12 protein-coding genes and 2 pseudogenes are annotated in these 22746 nt (G+C 35.0%); 4 read left to right on the top strand and 10 right to left on the bottom strand.

Annotation, left to right across the window (positions count from 1 at the left end; all coding sequences use genetic code 11):
- Positions 1–556: 556 nt before the first annotated feature.
- From H6F45_RS24105 to H6F45_RS26785, 3 genes are all read right to left on the bottom strand, one after another.
- On the bottom strand, positions 557–6082 hold the full coding sequence (locus H6F45_RS24105; RefSeq protein WP_190348606.1) for a DEAD/DEAH box helicase: 5526 nt from the start codon (positions 6080–6082) through the stop codon (positions 557–559).
- A gap of 89 nt (positions 6083–6171) precedes the next feature.
- Positions 6172–6570 carry a PIN domain nuclease gene (locus H6F45_RS24100; RefSeq protein ID WP_137668264.1) on the bottom strand — a complete coding sequence of 133 codons (399 nt, stop codon included), beginning with the start codon at positions 6568–6570 and terminating at the stop codon, positions 6172–6174.
- On the bottom strand, positions 6567–6857 hold the full coding sequence (locus tag H6F45_RS26785) for a hypothetical protein (protein ID WP_228051969.1): 291 nt from the start codon (positions 6855–6857) through the stop codon (positions 6567–6569). The genes H6F45_RS24100 and H6F45_RS26785 overlap by 4 nt, the downstream gene beginning before the upstream one ends.
- An 820-nt stretch (positions 6858–7677) precedes the next feature.
- On the opposite strand from H6F45_RS26785, the gene H6F45_RS24090 reads away from it, so the two are divergent.
- Positions 7678–7935 (top strand): hypothetical protein, encoded by a 258-nt coding sequence (locus H6F45_RS24090; protein WP_190348605.1) that lies wholly within the window; start codon positions 7678–7680, stop codon positions 7933–7935.
- 1092 nt (positions 7936–9027) lie between these two features.
- Here H6F45_RS24090 and H6F45_RS24085 read toward each other — a convergent pair.
- The 6 genes and pseudogenes from H6F45_RS24085 to H6F45_RS24060 form a co-directional block, all read right to left on the bottom strand.
- Positions 9028–9333 carry a four helix bundle protein gene (locus tag H6F45_RS24085; protein WP_242027458.1) on the bottom strand — a complete coding sequence of 102 codons (306 nt, stop codon included), beginning with the start codon at positions 9331–9333 and terminating at the stop codon, positions 9028–9030.
- Positions 9334–11503: 2170 nt separating this feature from the next.
- Positions 11504–12445, bottom strand: a pseudogene (locus H6F45_RS27395) (restriction endonuclease); the annotation flags it as partial.
- Between the two features lie 957 nt (positions 12446–13402).
- Entirely contained in the window at positions 13403–13792 is a 390-nt protein-coding gene (locus tag H6F45_RS24075; RefSeq protein ID WP_235678381.1) for a four helix bundle protein, read from the bottom strand.
- Positions 13793–13989: 197 nt separating this feature from the next.
- Positions 13990–14760 (bottom strand): Rpn family recombination-promoting nuclease/putative transposase, encoded by a 771-nt coding sequence (locus H6F45_RS24070; protein ID WP_190348604.1) that lies wholly within the window; start codon positions 14758–14760, stop codon positions 13990–13992.
- A 55-nt stretch (positions 14761–14815) separates the two neighbouring features.
- Complete coding sequence (locus tag H6F45_RS24065; RefSeq protein WP_242052715.1) at positions 14816–16504, bottom strand: C-terminal helicase domain-containing protein; 1689 nt, start codon at positions 16502–16504, stop codon at positions 14816–14818.
- Positions 16426–17868, bottom strand: a complete 1443-nt coding sequence (locus H6F45_RS24060; protein WP_242052714.1) for a DEAD/DEAH box helicase — start codon at positions 17866–17868, stop codon at positions 16426–16428. Before H6F45_RS24060 ends, H6F45_RS24065 begins: the two co-directional genes overlap by 79 nt.
- Positions 17869–18163: 295 nt before the next feature.
- Here H6F45_RS24060 and H6F45_RS24055 point away from each other — a divergent pair.
- Positions 18164–18391 (top strand): annotated as a pseudogene (locus tag H6F45_RS24055) (Uma2 family endonuclease); the annotation flags it as partial.
- Positions 18392–18533: 142 nt separating this feature from the next.
- On the opposite strand, the gene H6F45_RS24050 reads toward H6F45_RS24055, so the two are convergent.
- A complete protein-coding gene (locus H6F45_RS24050) occupies positions 18534–19235 on the bottom strand; it encodes a Uma2 family endonuclease (protein ID WP_190348603.1) in 702 nt (233 codons plus the stop codon).
- Between the two features lie 204 nt (positions 19236–19439).
- Here H6F45_RS24050 and H6F45_RS24045 point away from each other — a divergent pair, with 204 nt between their 5' ends.
- Together H6F45_RS24045 and H6F45_RS24040 are read left to right on the top strand one after the other, a co-directional pair.
- Positions 19440–19823, top strand: a complete 384-nt coding sequence (locus H6F45_RS24045; protein WP_190348602.1) for a hypothetical protein — start codon at positions 19440–19442, stop codon at positions 19821–19823.
- 440 nt (positions 19824–20263) lie between these two features.
- Positions 20264–22513, top strand: a complete 2250-nt coding sequence (locus tag H6F45_RS24040) for a hypothetical protein (RefSeq protein WP_190348601.1) — start codon at positions 20264–20266, stop codon at positions 22511–22513.
- Positions 22514–22746: the final 233 nt, after the last annotated feature.

Here is a 22746-nt window from a genome sequence, read left to right as displayed (position 1 = left end):
GTCAGGAGTCAGGAGTCAGGAGTCAGGAGTCAGGAGTCAGGAGTCAGGAGTCAGGAGTCAGGAGTCAGGAGTCAGGAGTCAGGAGTCAGGAGTCAGGAGTCAGGAGTCAGGAGTCAGGAGTCAGGAGGAGATTTGAAAATTTCTTTGCCATCTCTTGAAATCCCAAAAAATGCACACTTTTTCCGGTATAAGCTGTTGTGCATTTAATTTGTATAAGTGGAACAGGCATCTTGCCTGTTAAACAAGAGTTTAGAATATTAGGATTATACAATTTAGCTGTGTAACAGCTTAACTAATATAAAATCATGAAATATTCTGAATTATGACGTATTAAACCACAACCATCAATATCAAAATAGATTTCTGTATCTCTGATTTTTGCTTTCATTGTTAATTTTATCTCAACACATTTACACATTTATAGACATTTGTTGGGTTTCACTTTGTTCAACCCAACCTACAAAAATCCTACAAAAATCCTTAACCGAACAGTATTGACATGAAACCTATTCACATCATTACAGAAACATCATAAATTTTTCCATAAATGGTCAGTTTACAAACTCCCTAAAACCTTCAAATTCTCACGCCAATCCTCATCGTACCGCAAAGTTATAACTTGATAACTAGCATTATACCTGAGATTATCGCGCTCAATTTTATCTTGCTTTTTCTGTTCAGGACTATCATGAACTGAACCATCACAAAAGAGAGCGATCGCTTTTTCCTTATACACAAAATCTGGTTTACAATTTGCTTCAGGAATCAATTCCTGTGCAGCATCAGGTAATTTATACCCCCGTTGATAAATCTCCTGTAAAACCACTCGTTCAAAATCAGAGTTTGGATCTGTTTGAGAAAGCAATTTTTGATATTTTTCACTGCGGTCTATATCTGATATTTCTACTGTACTTGTTTGCAGTTCATCCAGTAAAGGTTTAATCAGATGACGATTAATTAACGGATGGTCAAATTGATTTCTGTAGGAAAGTAAGCATTCATAGCAAGCTTGAATACAGCTATCCTTGGGTTCTAAGAAATGACAGATATCTAAAGCAGCATTGGCAATTTTGATAAAAGCATCTGCTTGTTTTAATAGTTGGGATAAAACTCCAGCACCACCTTCTGATGCTTCCCAAAATAGTAAATATTTTCCTTCTCCTAATCTTTCTGAGTCCAGTTCATCTGGTTCTAATTTATAAACTGCTTGAATTGCTGTTTCTAGGGTATGTTGGAGAGTAGCAATAAAGGCTTCTTTGTTATCTTGGGGAACATTCAAAGGTTCGATGACAAGAATATTGCAAGTGTCATCTACCATTAAATTTACTTCGGTGTGTAAGGTTTCTGAAGGTAAATTTGTTGGTAGTGAGTTGGTTTGTAAATTATTTTTTGTATCTCCCCAATTACCTGTTTTAGTATCTAATTTAAACCCTCTTTCTTCGGTGTTTTTCTTCAGTCCTCTATTGATACGCCATAATTTAGCTGTTGCTCCATAGGTTAACTTAAATAATGGTGTATTATCTGCTGCTAAAACTGTGCCAGATTCTGGTTTTTGATCTGCATAGCGGAAATGGGTGGTAATATTATAACCATATTTCAATCTTTCCTCTTCATCGCAGGTAATACGTTCTCTTCTGCGAGTAAATGCTGTCTCCATTGACAACACACGATTTAATTTAGCTAGGTTTTGAGAACTATCAGGTTTAATTTTTGCACCGCAGTTTTCGCAGGTATCACGCGCATCATCTAGATGGAAATAACCACAGTTAAAACAACAGCTTACTCTTTGATATTGACTTTCAATTCCCCCTACAGGTACTTTGGTTTTTGACACCATAAATTTACTACCTTCATAGTAAATAATATTACTGGGTGCAAATTCTCGTAAAGCGACAACACGGGGACGAGAGATAAATTCACCCCCATCATTAGTGGGTATAAATACTCTCACAGGTAAGCGGGGGAAGTTAAACCCTGGTAAAAATCCTTCAGCAGCAAAGTAGCGATAGGGATAAAATTCAAATTCGCTATTACTCTTACCTTGGTTTTGTCCTACCAGTAAATCTATTTGTCGTTGTGCTTCTCTTGCTTGAGCTTCAGCGTTTTTGCGTTCTTCATCTGTAACATAACCAGCAGCAGAACGACTAATTATGATGTTAGCCTGATCTCTTTGTTTGACAGCACCATCATAAAGTTTACGCCAGCGATCGCAGCATTTTTTCTCAAAGGTATTCAGTGCATTTTCTAGGGTAAATTGTAGCCAATGTACAGAATACCAAGAGGCTTTTTGTAAATCACTTTGACAAAAAGTATCTGCAAGTATTGACCGAGTAGCTTGGAGACATTCAGCTAATTTCCCAGGACTAAGTATTAATTGTTCACGTACACTATTTTTCAGGGGATAATTAGTAACATCTAAATCAAGAATTTTGTTCATGGAGTCATCTAAATAAACTCCTGTATGTGCTAACCAAATTGAATACACATGAGATTGAACTAAATCCTGATTTGCTAATTCTAACTTAGGCGGAGCAACAGCACCAGCTACCATTTGCTGTTGACGTTGGAAGAAATACTGATCATGTCCACTACCAATGGCAGCATAAGTTATTACCAAAGCCTCCTGTCCACTCCTCCCCGCACGTCCGCTACGTTGGGCGTAATTTGCGGGACTGGGGGGAACATTACGTAAGTGAACCACACTCAAGTCAGAAATATCTATACCTAATTCCATTGTCGGAGAACAGAATAAACTCGCTAATTCTCCTTTTCTAAATCTTTCTTCCCGTTCTTGACGTGCTTGAGTTTTAACTTGTCCTGTATGTTCTCGCCCTTCCATTGCTTTAATAGTTTGGGCGTTAGTTTGATAAAATTCTTGAAAGAATCTATTAACAGGTATTTTGGCATCTTCTTGACCCTGTAAACGCTTAGATGCAAGAGGGTCAGGGGAAATTTCAGTTAATATTGTAAATTTCCATACCAAGGAACTAATTTGTAATTGAATCCCATTTTCAGTAGTTAAAAAACCACCATCAGCTAAAGCTGCAACGAAGGTACTAATTAAACTATTGTACTCTGTTTCTGTTAATGATTCACTGCGTAATGACCAAGCTTTAGGAGAACGTAAAAAACGCCCTACTTTACTTCTACTGGTTAATTTTACCAGGGCTTTTTGGTGAGATTTTGGTTTATAATTACCATCAATAATGGCAAATTTAGCAAAATGCAATTGTTCATTTTCATCAAATACCCAAGGTTCTTTAATTGCTTGAATAATTTCTTTCTTTAAAGAATCTTTATTATCAGATTGAAGTAACCTAGCGTCTATTGCTAATTCTCGACGCAGATGATTTAATAAAGCTAAAGCAGCAGTCAATCTTTCTTGAGGAGTTGCTTGTAACAAAACTGGATGACGGTGTTTATTCCAAATAGCTTTATCTGTACAAATTTCCTCTAACCCATCATATTCAATTACCAAAAGTCCACACTGTTCTAAATTAGGTTGAACTAAACGCCATCCCCTGCGTAAGTCTTCATAAAGACGATATTCAATTAAGTGTTGAAAAGCCTTTTCATTGCGTGTTTTACCTCTCGCAAATTCTGCTGTTTGTTTAGCATAATCTTTTTGAGATATTCCCATTTGTTTGATAACTTCACTCACTAATTCACTATGAGTAAGTTTACCTTTACTTTGCAATGCACCTAATAAAGCAGCACGTAAAAAACTGGTTTGGACAAAATCATTAAAATGCCCCGCTTGTAATGAAGCATCCTGGCGATTATCGGTAAAACTGAGAATTTTGGCAGCTTGGGCTTTTTCGCCTGTGAAAACTTGTTTTAAACGGCTGACGGTGGATAAACAGAGGAGGGTGGTAGCGGTACTTCTACCTTCACTACTCAAGCGCGAAAGTTTGGTAAATTCGTTTTTATTTCCATCATGAACTACACCACAATTTAAACACACGCGAAATGGTCTAGGAACAAACCAACAAGTTGTTCCCTGTAATGGAGAAGTTGTAACTTTTCCGTTGGGGAGAATTTGTAATTTTTGGGGAATGAATTTAGCATAATCTTTTTTAGGAACTCGTCCTTTCTTTTTAGTTTCCGTAAACCAGGAGTCAGGAAGTCTTTCTTCATCTTTATAAGCATCCCAAATATGAAAATTAGGTTCTGGTTCATCTAAGGTAAGATAACCAGCTTGAATATCAGCATATTCAGGATTCATATCTAATGCTGTGGGGAGTTGGGGAAGGACTATTTGTTTATCTTCGTTGTAATTAACAACATAATAATCATGTCCGCATTCCCGACAAAAGACGAGGGGATAAAGTAACCGTTCTTCTGTGGTGGTATATTGTCCTTCTAGGGTGAGGAAGCGTTTTTTTGGACTTTCAATGGTAGAGTAAACGCTACCACCTTGGGAGATAAATTGATGAAGTCGAAAAGCTAAACCTTTAACTTTACTTCCCCATAAAAACATCTGTTTAAGGACATCTAAACAAATATCAAAAGAAAATTGAGTTTCATCAGCTAATTTTTCTGCACCATTTTCTAAACTTATGGGTGTTCTTCTCACAAGATGACCTTGTTTATCTTCTAAACCAAAGGTCATTTCTATCCAATAACTTAAAGGATGATTTTGGAAATTCTCTAATGTTTGTTCTGTCTCTGGTGGTAAACCTCTATCAATGCTTTCTCGTAGTTCTGTAATGGTAGGTTGAGGACGTTTGATAGAACGTTCTAAGGTTTCGTCAATGACGTTATCAGGTTTAATTTCCACACCAAATAATTTACTTGCGACATCTGCAACTACTTGACGACGTTGTGCGCGTGTTCCTTCTGTGGACATGGTAGCACTTGTACCAATACATAATAATTCGTAATTGGTAATATTTCCTTCGGAAACGCTACGCGAACGTAATTCGTAATTATTATTTCCTGCGGAAACGCTACGCGAAGGTAATTCGTAATTATTATTATTTCCCGACTCCCGACTTACGACTCCCAACTCCCCATTATTTCCAATTTTTCCACAGCGTTGACGTAATTTTCTAATTAATATCGCTACATCTGCACCTTGTCTACCTCTATAAGTATGCAGTTCATCTAATACTAAAAATTTTAATTCTGGGGATGCAACGAGTTTTTCTTCCTGGGTGCGGGAAAGCATTAATTCCAGCATCACGTAGTTAGTTAATAATATGTGAGGTGGGTTATTTTGAATTTCGGTTTTTGTACTTAAACTTTCTTGTCCGGTGTATTTAGCAACGCGGATATGACTATTAGGAACGTTGTTAAGAAATTTCTTTAATTCTTCTTCTTGGGAGTTGATCAGGGCGTTCATAGGATATACTAATATTGCCCTAACTCCTTGAATTTCTGGATGACGCAGTAAGTCATCAAAAATGGGGACAACATAAGTCATGCTTTTTCCTGAACCTGTACCCGTTGTTAATACATAAGGTTCTTGTTTTTGGGCAGTTTCAAATGCTTGTTTTTGGTGATAATGGAAATTAAAAGGATGACCATTTTTAGAGAAGTATTGTGTACAGTCAGGATGGAGAATACCGTTTTTAACTAATTCATTGACTGTTGCACCAGGGCGATATTTAGGATTTAATTGTACTAGGGAGTTTGTCCACAGTTGTCCTTTTTCTAGTTCTTGATTGACAAATTCTTCGACTCTAGGATCACGAATTTTTAAGAAGCTTTCTATATAACGGCGATAATCGCCTATAATTTGATTACGGAAGTTGAATATATCGAGATAATTCGTAATTCGTAATTCATAATTCGTAATTACGGAAAGTTGGGGGGTGCGTCCTAAGCGTTGATCTATATATGCTAATAATTGATTAGCAAAGGTTTGTGTACAGGTGTCAGGATTAAAGATTTCTGTGATTTCTTTATCATCCCATTCTTGGGGAATATGGGTGAAAATTAAATCAATTTGTTCTGGGGTAAGTTCAGCAATATTTGTACAGTCTACTAATGCTAATTTTTGTCCCATGAGGGAACTAACAGATAATATTGCTGCTTCTGGTTGTTGGATGAGTTCTTGTAGTTTGACTGGGATTTTCATAATTCGTAATTGTCTGAATCAGGATTTACAGGATTTAAGGATTTACAGGATATAGTTTGATGTTTAATGTATTTTGTAATTTGGTGATTTCAAGATGTTGAAACTTGAATTAAACCAAGATGATTAACAAAAGGGATAAAATCCTTATCACTAAATAAAAGCTGGTTTTGGTTTTCAATACAAAAAGTTGCAATAATTACATCAGCAGTTTTGCGAATAGTAATACCTCTTTTCCTAAGAAATCTATAGTTATCAACACTTTTGATAGCAATATTTAATCCTAACATCTCAAAAATCTGTAGAGAAGTTAGTAATTCTTTTGCTGTTTGATATCCCTCATCTGCACGAAAACCTTGTAAAACTTCAGTCAAAATTAAATCACCAATAGCAATTTGTTCTACTCCTAACAGTGTATCTAATTTATTGGTTTCTGGTGTTTCTACACCATTAAAATAGTCTATCCATACGCTTGAATCTACAATAATCATCCGTTTGTTCTCATTTCTTCTAAATTACCTTCCCATTTCAGTTTTCCTCTATAGGCTTTAATTTTTTCTTGCTGCTTTATTATCTTTAAATGATGTATTTCTTGTTGAAAACTATTCCAGTAATTAAACTGTTCATTTGGTAGGGGTTGATTATGATATGCAGCTTTTTCACTACAACCTCTTTCGATTATAGTCAGTAAGTTATTGACAACATTGATAAAGTTATCATCATTAGGTAGGTTTTCTATCAATGTGTGATAGATTTTTTGTTCTAATTCGCTATCCATAGGCTAGAATAATTTTTGTCTGAATCAGGTGGTTATCGAGCGTAGTCGAGATAATGTCCAGGATTTTAGGATGTACAGGATGTTATTGATAATTTATTGGTGGATATCTAAGATTATAAAATACAATTATCCTTATATGCAACTAATAAAAGCAGATAATATAAAACTTTACATTTCATTGATTAATTTTTTTTTGTTTGAATCAGGATGTCCAGGATTTTAGGATTTACAGGATGTTATTGATAATTTATTGGTGAATATTTAAGATGATAAAATACAATTTTTTGTCTGAATTAGGATGTCCATGATTTGAGGATGTACAGGATGTTATTGATAATTTATTGGTGAGTATTTAAGATTATAAAATACAATTTTTTGTCTGAATCAGGATTTCCAGGATTAAAGGATTTACAGGATGTTATTGATAATTTATTGGTGAATATTTAAGATGATAAAATACACTTATCTTGATTCTGACAAAATAATTAGGGGTTGCTGAGAAAGTTTTTCCGTGAGGGCATAGGAGTCAGGAGTCAGGAGTCAGGAGTCAGGAGGAGATTTGAAAATTTTTTTGCCATCTCTTGAAATCCCAAAAAATGCACACTTTTTCCGGTATACCCTTCAAAACCCTTGCACTAATTTCTGTGTTTATCAGCCTCTAACCTTTGATATATCAAGGTTTTAGGTTTATTCAGCAAACCCTAATTACGAATTACGAATTACGAATTACGAATTACGAATTACGAATTACGAATTACGAATTACGAAATTTATGCTATAATTTTATTATCTTATCATATAGAATTGGGAGTTAAGAATTATGAACTCTGTTGAATTAAGACAAAAAATAGCGCAAAATTTATTAACGATTTCTCCAGAAAATCTCAAATTTATTGATGAGTTTGTGGAATTTATTAAACACAAACAAGAAGCTAATTTATCGGAAACAATTAACTATAGGCCAGCTTCAGGACGTTCAATTTTGCGTCACGCTGGTACATGGGTAGGAAATGACTTAGAAGACTGTCTTGAGTTGGTTTCTGAAACCAGAGGTAAGGTAACAATTAATAAGAGCTAACTTATATGTGGGAAAATTGGAGAGACAATCATGAGTAATTAAATATCTTGATTTTGATGTTTGATTTTTTTGTCTGAATCAGGATGTCCATGATTTGAGGATGTACAGGATGTTATTGATAATTTATTGGTGAGTATTTAAGATGATAAAATACAATTTTTTGTCTGAATCAGGTGGTTATCGAGCGAAGTCGAGATAATGTCCATGATTTGAGGATTTTCAGGATGTTATTGATAATTTATTGGTGAATATTTAAGATTATAAAATACAATTTTTTGTCTGAATTAGGATGTCCATGATTTGAGGATTTTCAGGATGTTATTGATAATTTATTGGTGAATATTTAAGATTATAAAATACAATTTTTTGTCTGAATTAGGATGTCCATGATTTGAGGATTTTCAGGATGTTATTGATAATTTATTGGTGAATATTTAAGATTATAAAATACAATTTTTTGTCTGAATTAGGATGTCCATGATTTGAGGATTTTCAGGATGTTATTGATAATTTATTGGTGAATATTTAAGATTATAAAATACATTTTTTTGTCTGAATCAGGATTTCCAGGATTAAAGGATTTACAGGATGTTATTGATAATTTATTGGTGAATATTTAAGATGATAAAATACACTTATCTTGATTCTGACAAAATAATTACGAATTACGAATTACTAATTACTAATTACGAATTACGAATTACGAATTACTAATTACGAATTACGAATTACTAATTACGAATTACTAATTACGAATTACTAATTACGAATTACGAATTACGAATTACGAATTACGAATTACGAATTACGAATTACGAATTACTCTATCCCATGCTTCTAATACTAATCTTTGGGTTCTATATTCTCCATATTGCTTGATTTCATTGTTCTTTAAAACTCTAAATGTTTCACTGGGAAATTCTGCACCATACACCTCCGCAGGATCTAATATATATCTGAGTTCATCACGGGTTAATCCATAAAGTTTGGCGTAATATGCGTCTAATTCCGCTCGAATTAATGCGCGTTTATTAGGATTCCAAATGAAAGGAGGGAAGAGGGAGTCGGGAGTCGGGAGTTGGGAGTCGGGGTTTATTGTTTGTTCTGAAGTGAACGAATCAGAGAACGAAGCATTTTCCCCACTATTTCGCATTGATTCAAAACGGGAATTACTTGTTGATTGGTTGTTAGTTGAACCCGTTCCGATAATATTAGATGTGTCTCCACTTCCTTGAGTGAACCCTGTGCTATTTTCAGAAATTGAATGTATTCCCCCCTGTTCTCCCTTCCGTAACCCTCGGCCATGTTCGCTGGTACTGAAGCTGCTGCTCGTCGTATCTGAGATATCATTCCGTAAGTCTCTTCTTTGGGAAATGTTCTCGTTATTGTGTAACACATTTCCGCTAGGTTCATTGCTTCGTTCCATACTCTCAAATTCCGGTAAGATTGACCTGAGTTTTCTTCCATGATTTTCCTCCCATCGTTTAATTATTAATTCCCTAATTCTTTTCCCCGACTCCCCACTCCCGACTCCCAACTCCCTCCAAACGTCTAATGCGAAGGGTTGCATATCCCAGGATGTGTACACTAATTCTAATACGCGGGGGGTGATATATTCTATGTCTTTTTCTGTGTATCTTTCTGGGGGAATTACAGGAAGTTGTTTGACTATGAAAAAGTTCATGTGAGTTCCACCAACTTTATGACGAGTGACAAAATCAAAAGTTAGTGAACAAAAATTAGCTAATAAACAACTGATTAATTTTGCTTCTTTGATATTTGTTAAAATTACGGGAGCATTATTACCAATTCCAACTTTAGGTAATAAACTAAAAATCGCAGTACGTTCATCAGTTGAACGACAAATATCTCTAAAACCTAACAACCAATTTTTATCCCACTTCCCACTTAACTTATTTTCAACTTCCTTTTTATCAACCCAATAACGAGGTTGAACAGTAAAAGATAAATCGCTTTTTTCATCATCTGTTAAATCACGAGTATCACCATTATCTGTATAAGTTGCCCAGCGGTGATCAAATTGATGAAACATTTTCGCTTCATATAATGGTACTTTCAGATCCCCTTCTTTGAGAAGTCCGGGATCTTGTTGGGGATCTTGGGTGTGAAATAACCCGCTATCGGTATTCATCATAAACATTAGCATAAATGAAATACCCCAAGGGTTAATTCCAGTATTTTCATTTTCTAAAACAGGCACATTTTGATATATTTTTTTAGTTAATTCTGCATCTTTACTACTTCTAAAAACTGGACAAGTGAGAGTATTAGGATTAATTAATGCTATATCTTGAGGTGAAAGTTGAAACAACCGCGTTTGATTTTCTAATTGTTTAGGTTGAGTTAAGAAAAAAGCAAAATTACCGCGTTTAATTGGTTTACCACTCAAAGCAAGTAAAGAAAATTTCATTCTGCTATCTACAGAAGAAAATAACCCTTCTCTATTTTCAAAATCATAAAGACTTGCTAAATTTTGTCTTTTCACTAAGTCACTAAAAAAATGTTGATTAAATGAATCTGTTGCAATACCCGTAGGTACAATAACACCTACTCTACCTTTTGAATTTAAAAGATTTCTACCAAGTTCAGCAAATAATGGAGCTAGGTTAATTCTTCCAAAACTTGTTAAAGGAAATCTGTTACTAGAATGAATAAATTTTTGGTAAGCATCAATATCATGTTTTGCTAATTCAAATTCATTATATAAATGAGAATTATCTTTCTTTAACTTCTCAATCATTTTATTTCTGACTGACATATTTTGAGCTTCTGCAATTTTAGAATCACGAACCGCAAAAAATTCTCGTGGATCAAGTTGTAATTGTTCCCAAGGAGGATTACCCAAAACACAATCAAATCCTAATTCGTAATTATTTGAATTTTCGGGTTGAGGGTTAAAAACTTCGGGAAACTCCAAAGGCCAATGAAAGAAATTATATTGACTAGCTAAATTATTCGCAGCATCAATTAACCCTTGTAATTCGTAATTCGTAATTCGTAATTCATAATTAGATTGAGAATTGAGGATTTTTTGCACAGTCTCCCGTTTTAATCTGTCTAGGGTTGCTGTAGTTGGTAAAAGTTGTAAATTATGTTCAGTTAAATACATGAAAAATGCCGCAGTCCATAAATTACAAGCTGCTTTTTTCAACCACCAATGATCATCTAAAAGATTCTCTTGATATTTTCTCTCCTTTTCCTTAACTTCCTGGGGTGTATTTTCCGAAAATTCCGCTAATTCTTGCCATAATTTAGCAAAAATGTAACTATCATTAGCAGAAGTTTCAAAAATAGATAATTGTCCTTGATTTTCTCGTTCTTTTTTATTGCGCTTTTTCAAATTTATAGATAATTTTTTATCATCTCCCGTCACTGGTTTAAAAGCATCATCAGGAATACCCCCATCTAAACAATCTAAATCTAATACCCCTACCAAAGAATTACCGCATTTTATCCGATGATCTAAAAAGTTCAATGGTTTACCTGTAGAAAATCCTTCTATCCATAAAGCCACTTTACACAAATCTACCGCTAAAGGATTTAAATCTACCCCATAAATACAATTTTGAATTACATCTCTAATGGCAATTCTTAAAGGTTCTGGTGCGGGTTGTGCTTCCCCGGTTCTAATTTTCGCTAATTCTTTACCTATGCGTCGCGCTGCTGCTAATAAAAAATGACCAGAACCACAAGCAGGATCTATGACTTTTATACTTAATAGGGATAATTCGTAATTCGTAATTCGTAATTCGTAATTCGTAATTTCAGACTCCTTATTATTACCCGACTCTCGACTCCCGACTCCCAACTCCCTATTATTCGACTCACGACTCCCGACTCCCAACTCCCTATTACCCGACTCTCGACTCCCGACTCCCAACTCCCTATTATTCGACTCTCGACTCCCGACTCTCGACTCCCTATTATTCGACTCTCGCAACTTCTCCTCTATTACTGGTTCTAATGCTGTTTTAATTAATTGTTGGACAAGTTGGGGAGGGGTGTAATAAGAACCTGTGGTTTTTCTATCACTGCCAAATACTAAATTAAATTCATAAATGCCTTGATTATTGTTAACTTGTGGGTGAAAATCTAATAAACTTTCATAGACACTACCCAATTCTTCTACATCTAAAGCAGCATAATTTACCCGGCGTAATTGCCCTTTATCTTCATACAAAGATAAACACCGAATGGCAGTTAATAAATCATAATTATCAATACCACAATCATCTAAATCTGTCAATGTTTGTGAACCAAATAAATCACCATTTAAAGGCGATAAACCTAATATTTGTCCGCGCCAATCTTCATCAAATAATTTAAAAGTGACTCGTAAACCTTGCCAAATATCTTGAAAACCTTCCCGACGATAGCGGGGACGTTCTGCTAATTCTCTTAATCTTTCAATGCTGTAATATTCAAGATAAATTCTCGCTTTTTCTGTATCTTCTCCAATTAATAATAAATTGCGAGATTCTGCCACCATTAAGAATAATAAACGGTAGATTAATCTTAATAATTGACGGTATAATTCGTAATTCGTAATATTTCCTTCGGAAACGCTACGCGAACGTAATTCGTAATTATTAGATAGTTTTTGGCGGAGATTTTCACTATCACGATGTTGTAAAAAGCCGTTTCCTAGTTGTTTTAATGCTTTTTCTACACCATCGCGGAGGCGATCGCGTACCCTTCCCCCTTGCTGCAAACTCTCTTGATGGTAATATTCCAACAAACACTTATCCGCATCATCCGCAGTTTGGGGTAAACGGGAACGGTGGAAAAGCCGATAAAATAGACCAAATTCGGCAAAATTTTCGCCATTAAGAATCTGCTCTAGGTCAAATTCGATATAAGTAAGGCGAGTCATCAAAGACGAATCACGTAATAACCGCCAACGAAAACCATTAGTAGTTATAGCCCAAAGATGCTCAGTCTTGTTGAGATATTCCTGTACTAAAGCGTGTGCTGATAACCGGGGTGTGCCACTGGGAGGACGTTTATCAATATCCAGACGACAACCAATAATGTGGATCGGGGGATAATTCGTAATTGAAGAGTCGGATGGTAATACTGCACGATGGGAGATAGCATAGGTTTGTCCCTCCACTACCTCAGCTTTCGGGGTATATACGGGGATATAACCAAGACTACGTAACAAAGGAACAGCCCACATTTCACGGGTAACGCTGGTAGCAGTATCTTCAGGGTTTAACCTTTCTAGTTGGCGTTGAAATGCTACCCAATAAGCTTTAACATCACCCCAGGCGATCGCAATTTCATCTTCAAGTTTATCAGTTTTCGATAACCCAAAATCTGCCGATGTTTGTCCTTTGATATTACCCGTTAATAATTCGGTGGTAATATCTGCTGCGATTAAGTTTCCTTCAAATTGTACGCCAATCATAGTTTTAATTCGTAATTCGTAATTCGTAATTCGTAATTATTTTTCTTTGAGTTTTTTGGTAGAAGCGACCAAGATTTTCCCAATTTCGTTAGCTTCTTGGAGAAGAGAAGTAAATTTTGGTTTACTCACCAACTCTGATTCTATTAATATTTCTAACCAATATTGAGTTTCTCTAGCTTCTTTAAGAGCTATTTCTAATTTATGAATAAAGTCTTTATCAGATTGAGCGGATTGAGATTCTCTAACATTTGCACCAATGGAAGTACCAGAACGAAGTAATTGTTTAGATATTGTCCGATAAACTCCTGATTTTTCATCAAGAAAGTAACAAGCCTTAATAATTCTAATAGCAAATTGTTTTGTTCTATCTGTAATCGTGATATGATTGTTGGTTTTGATATTTACATTTGCATTTGTGTTTGTCACCTTTAACATCCTCCCTTGCTTCTTCTTTCTTAAATTACGAATTACGAACCACGAATTACGAATTACGAATTACGAATTACGAATTACGAATTACGAATTACGAATTACGAATTACGAATTACCTAATGAGATTTTCCTAGTTCTTAATTTTCAAATAAATAGACAAAATAAAAACTAGGAAATTACTTATGATTCATTTATTGTTCATCTGCAACTTTTCTGACATCCTCTAAATCTAATTCTAATGATTTAGCAATTTCCTGAATACTAAGTCCTTTCTCTAGTAGTGTTGGTACAACTTTTAACTTGGTTTTTTTCAGGATACTTTGATAAAAAGCAGTTTTTTCTATATCTTCACCTAAATTAAGCATGGTTTGAATTTCCTCCAGTGTAAGATTTGGAAACTTATAGACTATAATACCTTGAATAAATGCTAACACTTTTAACCGCAAGTCTTCATCAGTTAAATTTTCTCTAGCTTGATTGATTAATTTTTGAGCTAGGGAAGCAATTTTTTTAGGAGTTTCTACAAATAATTTAGCAATACCAATTTCTAAGGATTCATTATCATTAGTAAGTTCATTGAGGTAAATACAACGGACATGATTTGACATCAAGCTTTGATAACGGGGATGAGGTGGTATTTCATGAGTTCTTCTATCATAAATAACAATTACATACCATTCTAAATTAGCTGGTTTGTATTGACGAAAGTAAACAAAAATTTCCCCAAAAAGTCGCTCATAAAATTCCTCATCTTTATATGTTTGGAGTTCTAAAAAGTACAAAGCTTCTGTTTCAAAACCTGGAAGGGTGGAAAATAGACCATCTAACCGAAAAGATCGTTGTTTAACTTCTGGTGCTGTAAATTCATAAATATTAGGGTTGACTTCAGGTTTACCAATTAGTTCAAAAAAGACTTGTGGTAGTTCTTTAATTAGTTCATAAAAAATAGTATCAGTTTTCATGACAATTTTGGTAACGGGTAATTAATAATTCTGTACATCCTAATTCCGACAAAAATTATAAACTATTTTTACGTTTTCCAGGTTGTAAGATATACACACCTAATAAATCCATCGGTAATTGTGGTGTAACCTTAACATCCACCTCCTTAGTAATTCTCCTCACTCGTTGATGAGATTGAGATAAACAAAGCGATCGCTCTTTTGCAAACTTTTCTAAATCTGCTGTTAACTCATCAAAAGAATTTAAAAAATCCTCAATTTCCTGTTTAGGGTTAACAGCATTCCCCACAGGGTTAGCTTGTTCCAACAAAGCTTTTGCTTCCAGTGGTGCTAACCAAACCGGGTTAGAGGGTGGACCTGTAAACCCAACAACTACACATTCTTCTCCCAATAGTTCGTAGTTGCGTTTTAGCGCATTCTTTTCTGATGGTGCTGAAGCACTACTACTAACCTTTTGTTTAACTTCTTGTTTAACCTTTTGTTTTAATAAATGCCTCAATCTTAATAACAATAAAGTAGTCCGTTTACTCACAGTATCCGTAATTGTAAAACCACATCTAGCGACTAAATCATTTTGATTATTCAGTAAAGCCACCTCTAAAATATGCCGTGCTAAACCTTCAACCAAAGGATGATTTCGCCCTACATATTCCACCCCTTCCGGTGCAGGAGTAGTAAAAGTAAGTAGACGTTTTTCATTGCCTAAAACGGGTTGTAAAAAACTCGGAATTGACGGTAATAACCATCCTTGCTTTTTTTCAATCAAACCACAATTTAACTTTTCACAAGCATTTTTAACAAATCTTTCTACATCTTTTTCACTACCTAAAATTTCATCAGATTCTAATAACTCCTGTTCAACTTCTGTAGGTTTAATTGCCCTTTGTGCAAAACGAGTCCGGCTGATTTTCTCCCTTTCCACCGCCTTATCCCATTGTTTATGCACCTGTTCAACAGCAGATTCTCCCTCATCTAATAAATCCAATAAAGATAACTGTTGTGCATCCGTACTTTTATCAAATAAAGACTTAAACACCGCTTCCGAAACAGTGGTACTATCCATTGGTACTGGAACAGTAATTCCCAGAGTTTTATGTATTTGTACCGCTTTACGAATTAAAACTTCTAAAACCGCCCCATCTACAGGATTATCTTGACCATAAAGTAAACAACTTTTCACCTGAGTTGCTATTTGTCCATAACGGTCAATTCTCCCTTCTCGTTGTTCTAAACGGTTGGGATTCCAAGGTAAATCATAATGAATAACCGCACTAAAATGAGATTGTAAATTTATCCCTTCACTCAAACAATCAGTAGCAACTAATATTCTTTGGGGATAGGATTTTAATTCATTTAATCTCACTTCTCGCTCATCTTCTGACTGTTCTCCAGTAATAGCAATTACCCGAATTTGAGAACCTTTCTTTTCTAACTTCTGCTTTAAATTTTCAGCTACATAATTAGCTGTAGCAATATAACGACACCAGATAATCGGGTGATGATTATTTGCTAAAAGATTCTGCACATAAATAGTACAAGTTTGTAATTTTTGGTCTTTATTCCCCTGTAATTTTTCCGCAGCTTGAATAAAACTCCGCAGTTTGCGTTTATCAACATCTTTATAACTTTGTAGTCCCTGTTCTATAATTACACTGGGTGCAGCATCTACCGCTTGTTCCAAATCCGTAGGATCATAAACATAAGAACTGAATAATTCGTAATTATTATTTTCCGACTCTCGCATTTCCCCCGACTCTCGACTCCCGACTCCCGACTCTCGCATTTCCCCCGACTCTCGCATTTCCCCCGACTCTCGACTCCCGACTCCCGACTCTCGACTCCCGACTCCCGACTCTCGCATTTCCCCCGACTCCCGACTCCCGACTCTCGCATTTCCCCCGACTCTCGATTTAAACTACGATTTAAAGTAGAGATCGCAGCAGCAGGGGAAGACATCACACAGCGAATCAAAGCCAACGCTGACCAATAACGCCCCCGACGTTGGGCATAAGTCATATCTACGGTAGTAGTTTTTACTAACCCCCGTGCAAAATTATAAACTTCCTCAAATAGTTCTTTATACTCTTTAGATAATTTATAGGGTTCTTCATCAGATTGACGTTGTGGAAAAGGTGTTTCATTCCCCAACCACAATTTTACATCTGCCCGTCGTCGTTGGATAAAATGACCAGCTAAATTATCTCGTTGTGTTTCTGTGAGTTGATCCAAAGTCAAATTAGCAAACTCTGGTTTTAATAAACCCAATAAAGATAAAAAAGATTCCTCAATTCCACTATGGGGGGTAGCAGTGAGTAATAATAAATGACGGGAGGTTTTTTCAGCTATTTCAGTAATTAATTGATGTCGTTGTTGTTGGGATGTACTCTTATTACTAGCACGGGTACAAGTATGAGCTTCATCTACAATCACAAAATCTGGACAATGGGCGATAAAACTAGCTTTGCGCCGTTCTGATTTGGCATAATCTAAACTCACAATTATATGACGATAATAACTAAAAATATGAGAACCATTAGGTATTGCCCGTTCTAATTTAGAAGCTGTACCAGAACGAACTACCACAGCATCAATATGGAATTTTTCTCTTAATTCTTGTCGCCATTGATCACATAAATGGGGAGGACACAATACAGCAATTCTGGCAATTTCTCCCCTGTCTAATAATTCCCTGACAATTAAACCAGCTTCAATGGTTTTACCAATACCCACATCATCAGCAATTAATAACCTGACCGTTTCTAACCTTAAAGCCATTAACAATGGTACTAATTGATAGGGACGAGGACGCAATGACAACCTACCCAAACAGCGAAAAGGACCCGCCCCACTACGTAATAAATGCCGTGCAGCATCCATCAATAATAAAGCTGTGCTGTGGTCTTTTATACTGTCAGCAGTGGGGTTAGGAAAGGTAGCCGGTTCTAGGGTTTCTAGGTTTAAGTGCCGAAAAATACCAATGATTTCCTCTTCGTTACCACTCAGAGGACAAAGGCGGATCAAGTCTGGGTTTTCATCTGGTAATATTACCCATTGCCGACTACGACAACTAACTATAGATCCGGGGGTGCAATTTAATGTATCTGTCATTGTTTCCCTGTGTTGGCAAAGTTAGCCGTGTAAACTGGGCAGAAAGGATACCTCCTCACTACCTGAGATCACAGGCTGTTTTAGTGATTATTAATATTAAGGTTTAGTATAAAGCTATTGAATCAAGCAAATGCAAGTGTGTAACAAAAAGTGACATTTTTTAGTTATATGATAAAAATTGTAATATTTGTACAAATACAGATAAAAATAGCTGAAAATTAGGTGAATTTCAGCCAAGGAACATTTGAGATGATTTGGGTGTACAGAGTTTTTTCAAAAATCAAATAGTAGTCCTATATGTAATGGTAATACTATTAAGTTAGTTGCTGAAGTAGTGAGTAGTAATTGGCAAGATGATTATGCTAGAAAAGTAGAAGAATATGCTTTTCTGGAAATACCAGAATATTGGATTGTTGATTTTCGTGGTTTAGGTGAACTGCAATTTATTGGTAGTCCTAAACAACCTACTTTCACGGTCTGTCAATTAGTGAATGGCGTATATCAACAGCGAAAATATCGTTTATGAGATATAATTATCTCTGGACTATTTCCCAATTTGCAAATTAAACTTGATGATGTTATGTCATGTTAGAAAACCTTGTTCAAAACAATCTTTCTTTCAGTTTTTATCCTATTCCCCCTGTTTCCAGGGTGTGAGAGGTGATTTAAATCAAACTTTCAGGATCAACTCCTAAATTCTTCAACATTTCAGCTAATTTTTTCGCTTTTTCTTCAGCTTGATTCCTTTTTTCTTCACTTTGTTGAATCCTTTCCTCTGGTGTTAAAAATCTTTTACCATTTTCATCAAACCAATATAACCATTCTCTGGTTATTCCTTGATAAGTTCCCTTTTCTTTACCGATTCCTAAACCAATTTCTGGCAACCAAACGGGATTTCCAGGAATTAAAATATATTCCCCATCAACTAATTTATAAACCTCTAAAGTTTCTTTTATTTTCCGTTGGGGATTATATACCACATAATATAAAATCCCTAACTCATCGGCATAAAATTCTTTTTTAGTGCTATATTCATTTCTGTAGGTTTGGGAAACTACTTCTAATACTAAACTAGGTAATTTCTGTTCTTCCCACAAGACATAACTAGAACGTAATTTTTCATGAATTACCCTGGGAATACCAATACTTAAAAACCCATCTGGTACTATTGCAGGTTCATTTGGATCATAATATATTCCCATATCCACACCAAAAAACCAATCCCATCTTTGAGACCAAATTAAGGCTAACATGGCTTTTAATAAACCAGGAATTAAATCTTGTAGTTCGTTATCCACTGGTGTTTCGTCAGAGTCGGGTAGTTCTTCTGATGAAGGTAAGCAATGCAAAGGATTGTAATTTAGCATAATTGATGCTACCAGTTCTATTTTTAGTATATATTACGTAGGTGACTGGTGACTGGTGACTGGGGACTGGGAACAACACCTGATGCCTCTACTACTTACACCTTAAATATCACAAACACAAATTAAACATGACAAAAATCGGGGTTCGTTCATTTTCACTCAATCAATTCGTTAACTTAAAACACAAATCAGGACAAAATTATCATGTTGAAAATCAAATCTCAATTATTAGTTGCTGCTGCTGTTGTTGCTGGAAGTTTCGGTTTTGCTAACTCTGCATTTGCAGGTGAAGGTGGTGTTGCTGGTGCTGCTTCCTTTCAGTTAAATGCAGGTCAAGTAACCGAAGCATCCTCCGCCGTTGCAGTGGGTAAAAGTACAGCCTATGCTGGTGCTGTCACCAATGATGCAGGTACAGAAGCTTTTGCTGCGGGTAATGGTGGTGCTATCACCTTGAATGGAAATAGTGTTTATATTCAGTCTATTGCTCAAGATACAGCTTTAGTAAATGAACAAGCTAACCAATTGGATAACAACGATGTCCAAATTGATGTTAAAGTTGGCACTGTTAAGGTGATTAATACACCATAATTGACAGTTGAGTAGGTTGGGTTGAGGAACGAAACCCAACATTGAAAAGCATTGGACATTTCCGGTAATTAAATGTGCGTCTTTTAAAATTCTTGTAGAAACGTTGCATGCAACGTCTCTACATTGAATTTTCGGACAGGTCTATTGGTTGGGTTGCGCTTTCTTTGTACCCAAGGTACAAACTACGGCTGTATATACTTTTTTGTTATTTGCAACTTATCAGGTTTATTTACTGTGTATAAGTACCCAAGCAAAATTAATTTAACATATTGAGTGAAAACAAAAATGTCTGTATTCCTTACCTGTTCCCTGTTAAGAGTTCCCTGTTCCCTCTCACAAATATAAAATTTATTTTGCATGACTACTTAATAATTGTGACCAATAAAATAAATTTACTAATAAATTTCATTCACCTGTCAATTTATACTTATATTTTTGGGTTGGCAGTATTTATTAATTCCGTCCACGCTGAAGAAAACCAAAAACAGCTATTTCCAGATATATCTGATGAAAGTTATCAGCGTGAAAAAATCAAAACAATGGAAGATACTACTGATGCAGATTACAAGATACATCAAAATCATTCTCTGCTAGTTCCTGAAAGGATAGAGGAAAATGATTTTATGTTTTCTCAACAACCATTAGATTTATTACCTCTAAAAAAGACTGATATTAAAGATATAAATAAAGATTTAGAAACTAATCAACCTTTAGCACCTAAATTAGATAATTCTAATTCTGGAGATAACATTTATAAAAGTCCACCTCAAGCAGTGCCAAAAGATAAAGTACCAGCAATTTTAACTACTTTTTCTTTGAATGATTTGACAGTTAATCATTTAACTAAAGCGGTAGTAGATACTCAATTTGTCTTTGGTACAGAACGTACTGATAATTTATATATTAATGCTCTTTATCAAATTGAAAGTAAAGTTATTCAAAGTCTTTCCCAGGATAATATTTTTACTTCTGATTTTCAAGGGGAATATTTACAACTGCGAACAATTAATCAAAATCGCCAAATTTCTATTATTCAATCTCAACCGCAAACTTTAAGAGGGTTTGAACTACAACAAACTTTTATCGGACCCTGTTATTTAGTTAATAATGATGCTTCTGTATCTGGAGAACAATGTAATTTATTACCTCCTTTCGTGGTGGATAGAAAGAGTATTGAACCGAGGTTTTTTGTACCTAATCGCATTGAACAATTAGGTAATATTGGTGATGTAATTTCTCCAGAAACTTTAGCTTTAATTAAATTACCTGGTTGGCAAAATCAAGGTTTTAATGGTGAATTTACAGGGATAGATTTGTATTTACCTAATATTGGTGCAACTCCGGGAAATAGTCAATCTAATCAAACTGCTATTTCTCGTCGTGAATCTCTTGATAATACCTATAGTTTAGGTCATTATCAAGTACGTCAAATTGTCAAAACTAATGCCCAAAAAGCGGTTTTAGGGAGAACTATTAAAGGTGTAAATGTCATAGTTGATGATGAAAATTTGGGTTTAAATTCTGCTTTGGGTGCTTTAGGTGCAATGTTACCGGATATTAAACCTAACTTAAAAGGAACAGCAGCAAACGCCAATACTAATATTAACAGAAATTTATTTAATGCGGCTAATAATATTAGAGTTCCTGGAAATAGTTTTGTGATTTATCAAGGTGGTGTAGGGGAAGCAGTACATAATCAAATAAATGTTAATAATGGTAATGGAGTTAAGAGAACATCAAACATACCTGCGGGTAAGTTTAATAGTGTGTGGTTGGGAATATCTCCTGTAACCAAACGTTCTTTTTCTCAAACATCTCGTTATGTTCCCACAGGGGAAGAAAGGAGAGTTTTGAGAGTAGGAGGAGAGGGAGGAATTAATTCTGATGTTAATTTTGCTGTAGCAACAAATGAAAATGGAATTAGTAATAGTATCAATTCTGCAAACTTAAATAATTTTTATATTCAAGCTTATATGTCTTTGTTACAGAGAGATGTTAATTTTGAGACTGTGAATATTTTAAATAAAAAAACTAATTATTATCCCCATTTGAGTTTGACAGGAAACATTACTAATTATAATAGTGTTTTGCGTTATTATACTGGGGCGATATTTTCTGAGAATGTGAAACTTTATGTAGGTGGAGATTATACAATTAATTGGGATAATTGGTTGTTAAACTTGGGGGCGATCGCCTATAATAGTGGTGACAAAGATTATTATAGTAAAGTTGAAGGCAGTTTATCTAAACAATTTAGATTCAGTCCTAATACAAATCTGGGTTTATTTACAGGATTTCGTTATGCTTGGGATCGAGATCAAGATAATTTTTTAGATAATCCTGTGGATAATTTTGTCAGTGTTGGTGCAAACCTAAATTTCAATATTTTTTCTTTGCAGATTAGTCAACTTTTAGACTTGTTACCAGATTCTACAGGTAATAAAATTCAAGCTAGTTTAACAGCATCTTTAGGTAAAAATGCCAGTTTCACTGCTTATTTCTCACCCCAAAGAAGTATTGACAGTTACGGAATTTCCTCACGTTATTCCTGGGGAGATAGTGCTAATCGTTCTAGTATTAGTTTTAATTGGGGAAGGAATATCTATGATTTTGGTGATGACGCTTTTGGGGAAAATTTACAAACAAAAAATGATACCTTTTCGGTAATCTTTCAGGCATTTTTTAAGTAAATAGTCAGCATTCAGCTTTTGTTGCTGATCTAGTTAACTTTTCCTAGAAGAGCTTGTCCTAAGTTGACAATTTACTAGACAAACCTATACAAGTACATACCAAACTACAAGTATTTGACGTATACATGGAATAAGTTGACTAAAAAATTAGGCAAAATGTGTCAGAATTAAATAATAAAGTATAGTGTTGACATCAGCAAATGCTTTTATCCATCAAAACACAACTCAAGTTA

The sequence above is a fragment of the Sphaerospermopsis sp. FACHB-1194 genome (assembly GCF_014696235.1).
In the GTDB taxonomy this organism is placed as follows: domain Bacteria; phylum Cyanobacteriota; class Cyanobacteriia; order Cyanobacteriales; family Nostocaceae; genus Sphaerospermopsis; species Sphaerospermopsis kisseleviana.
Note: the sequence above shows the minus strand (reverse complement) of the source record. Positions and strands in the feature narration are given on the sequence as shown.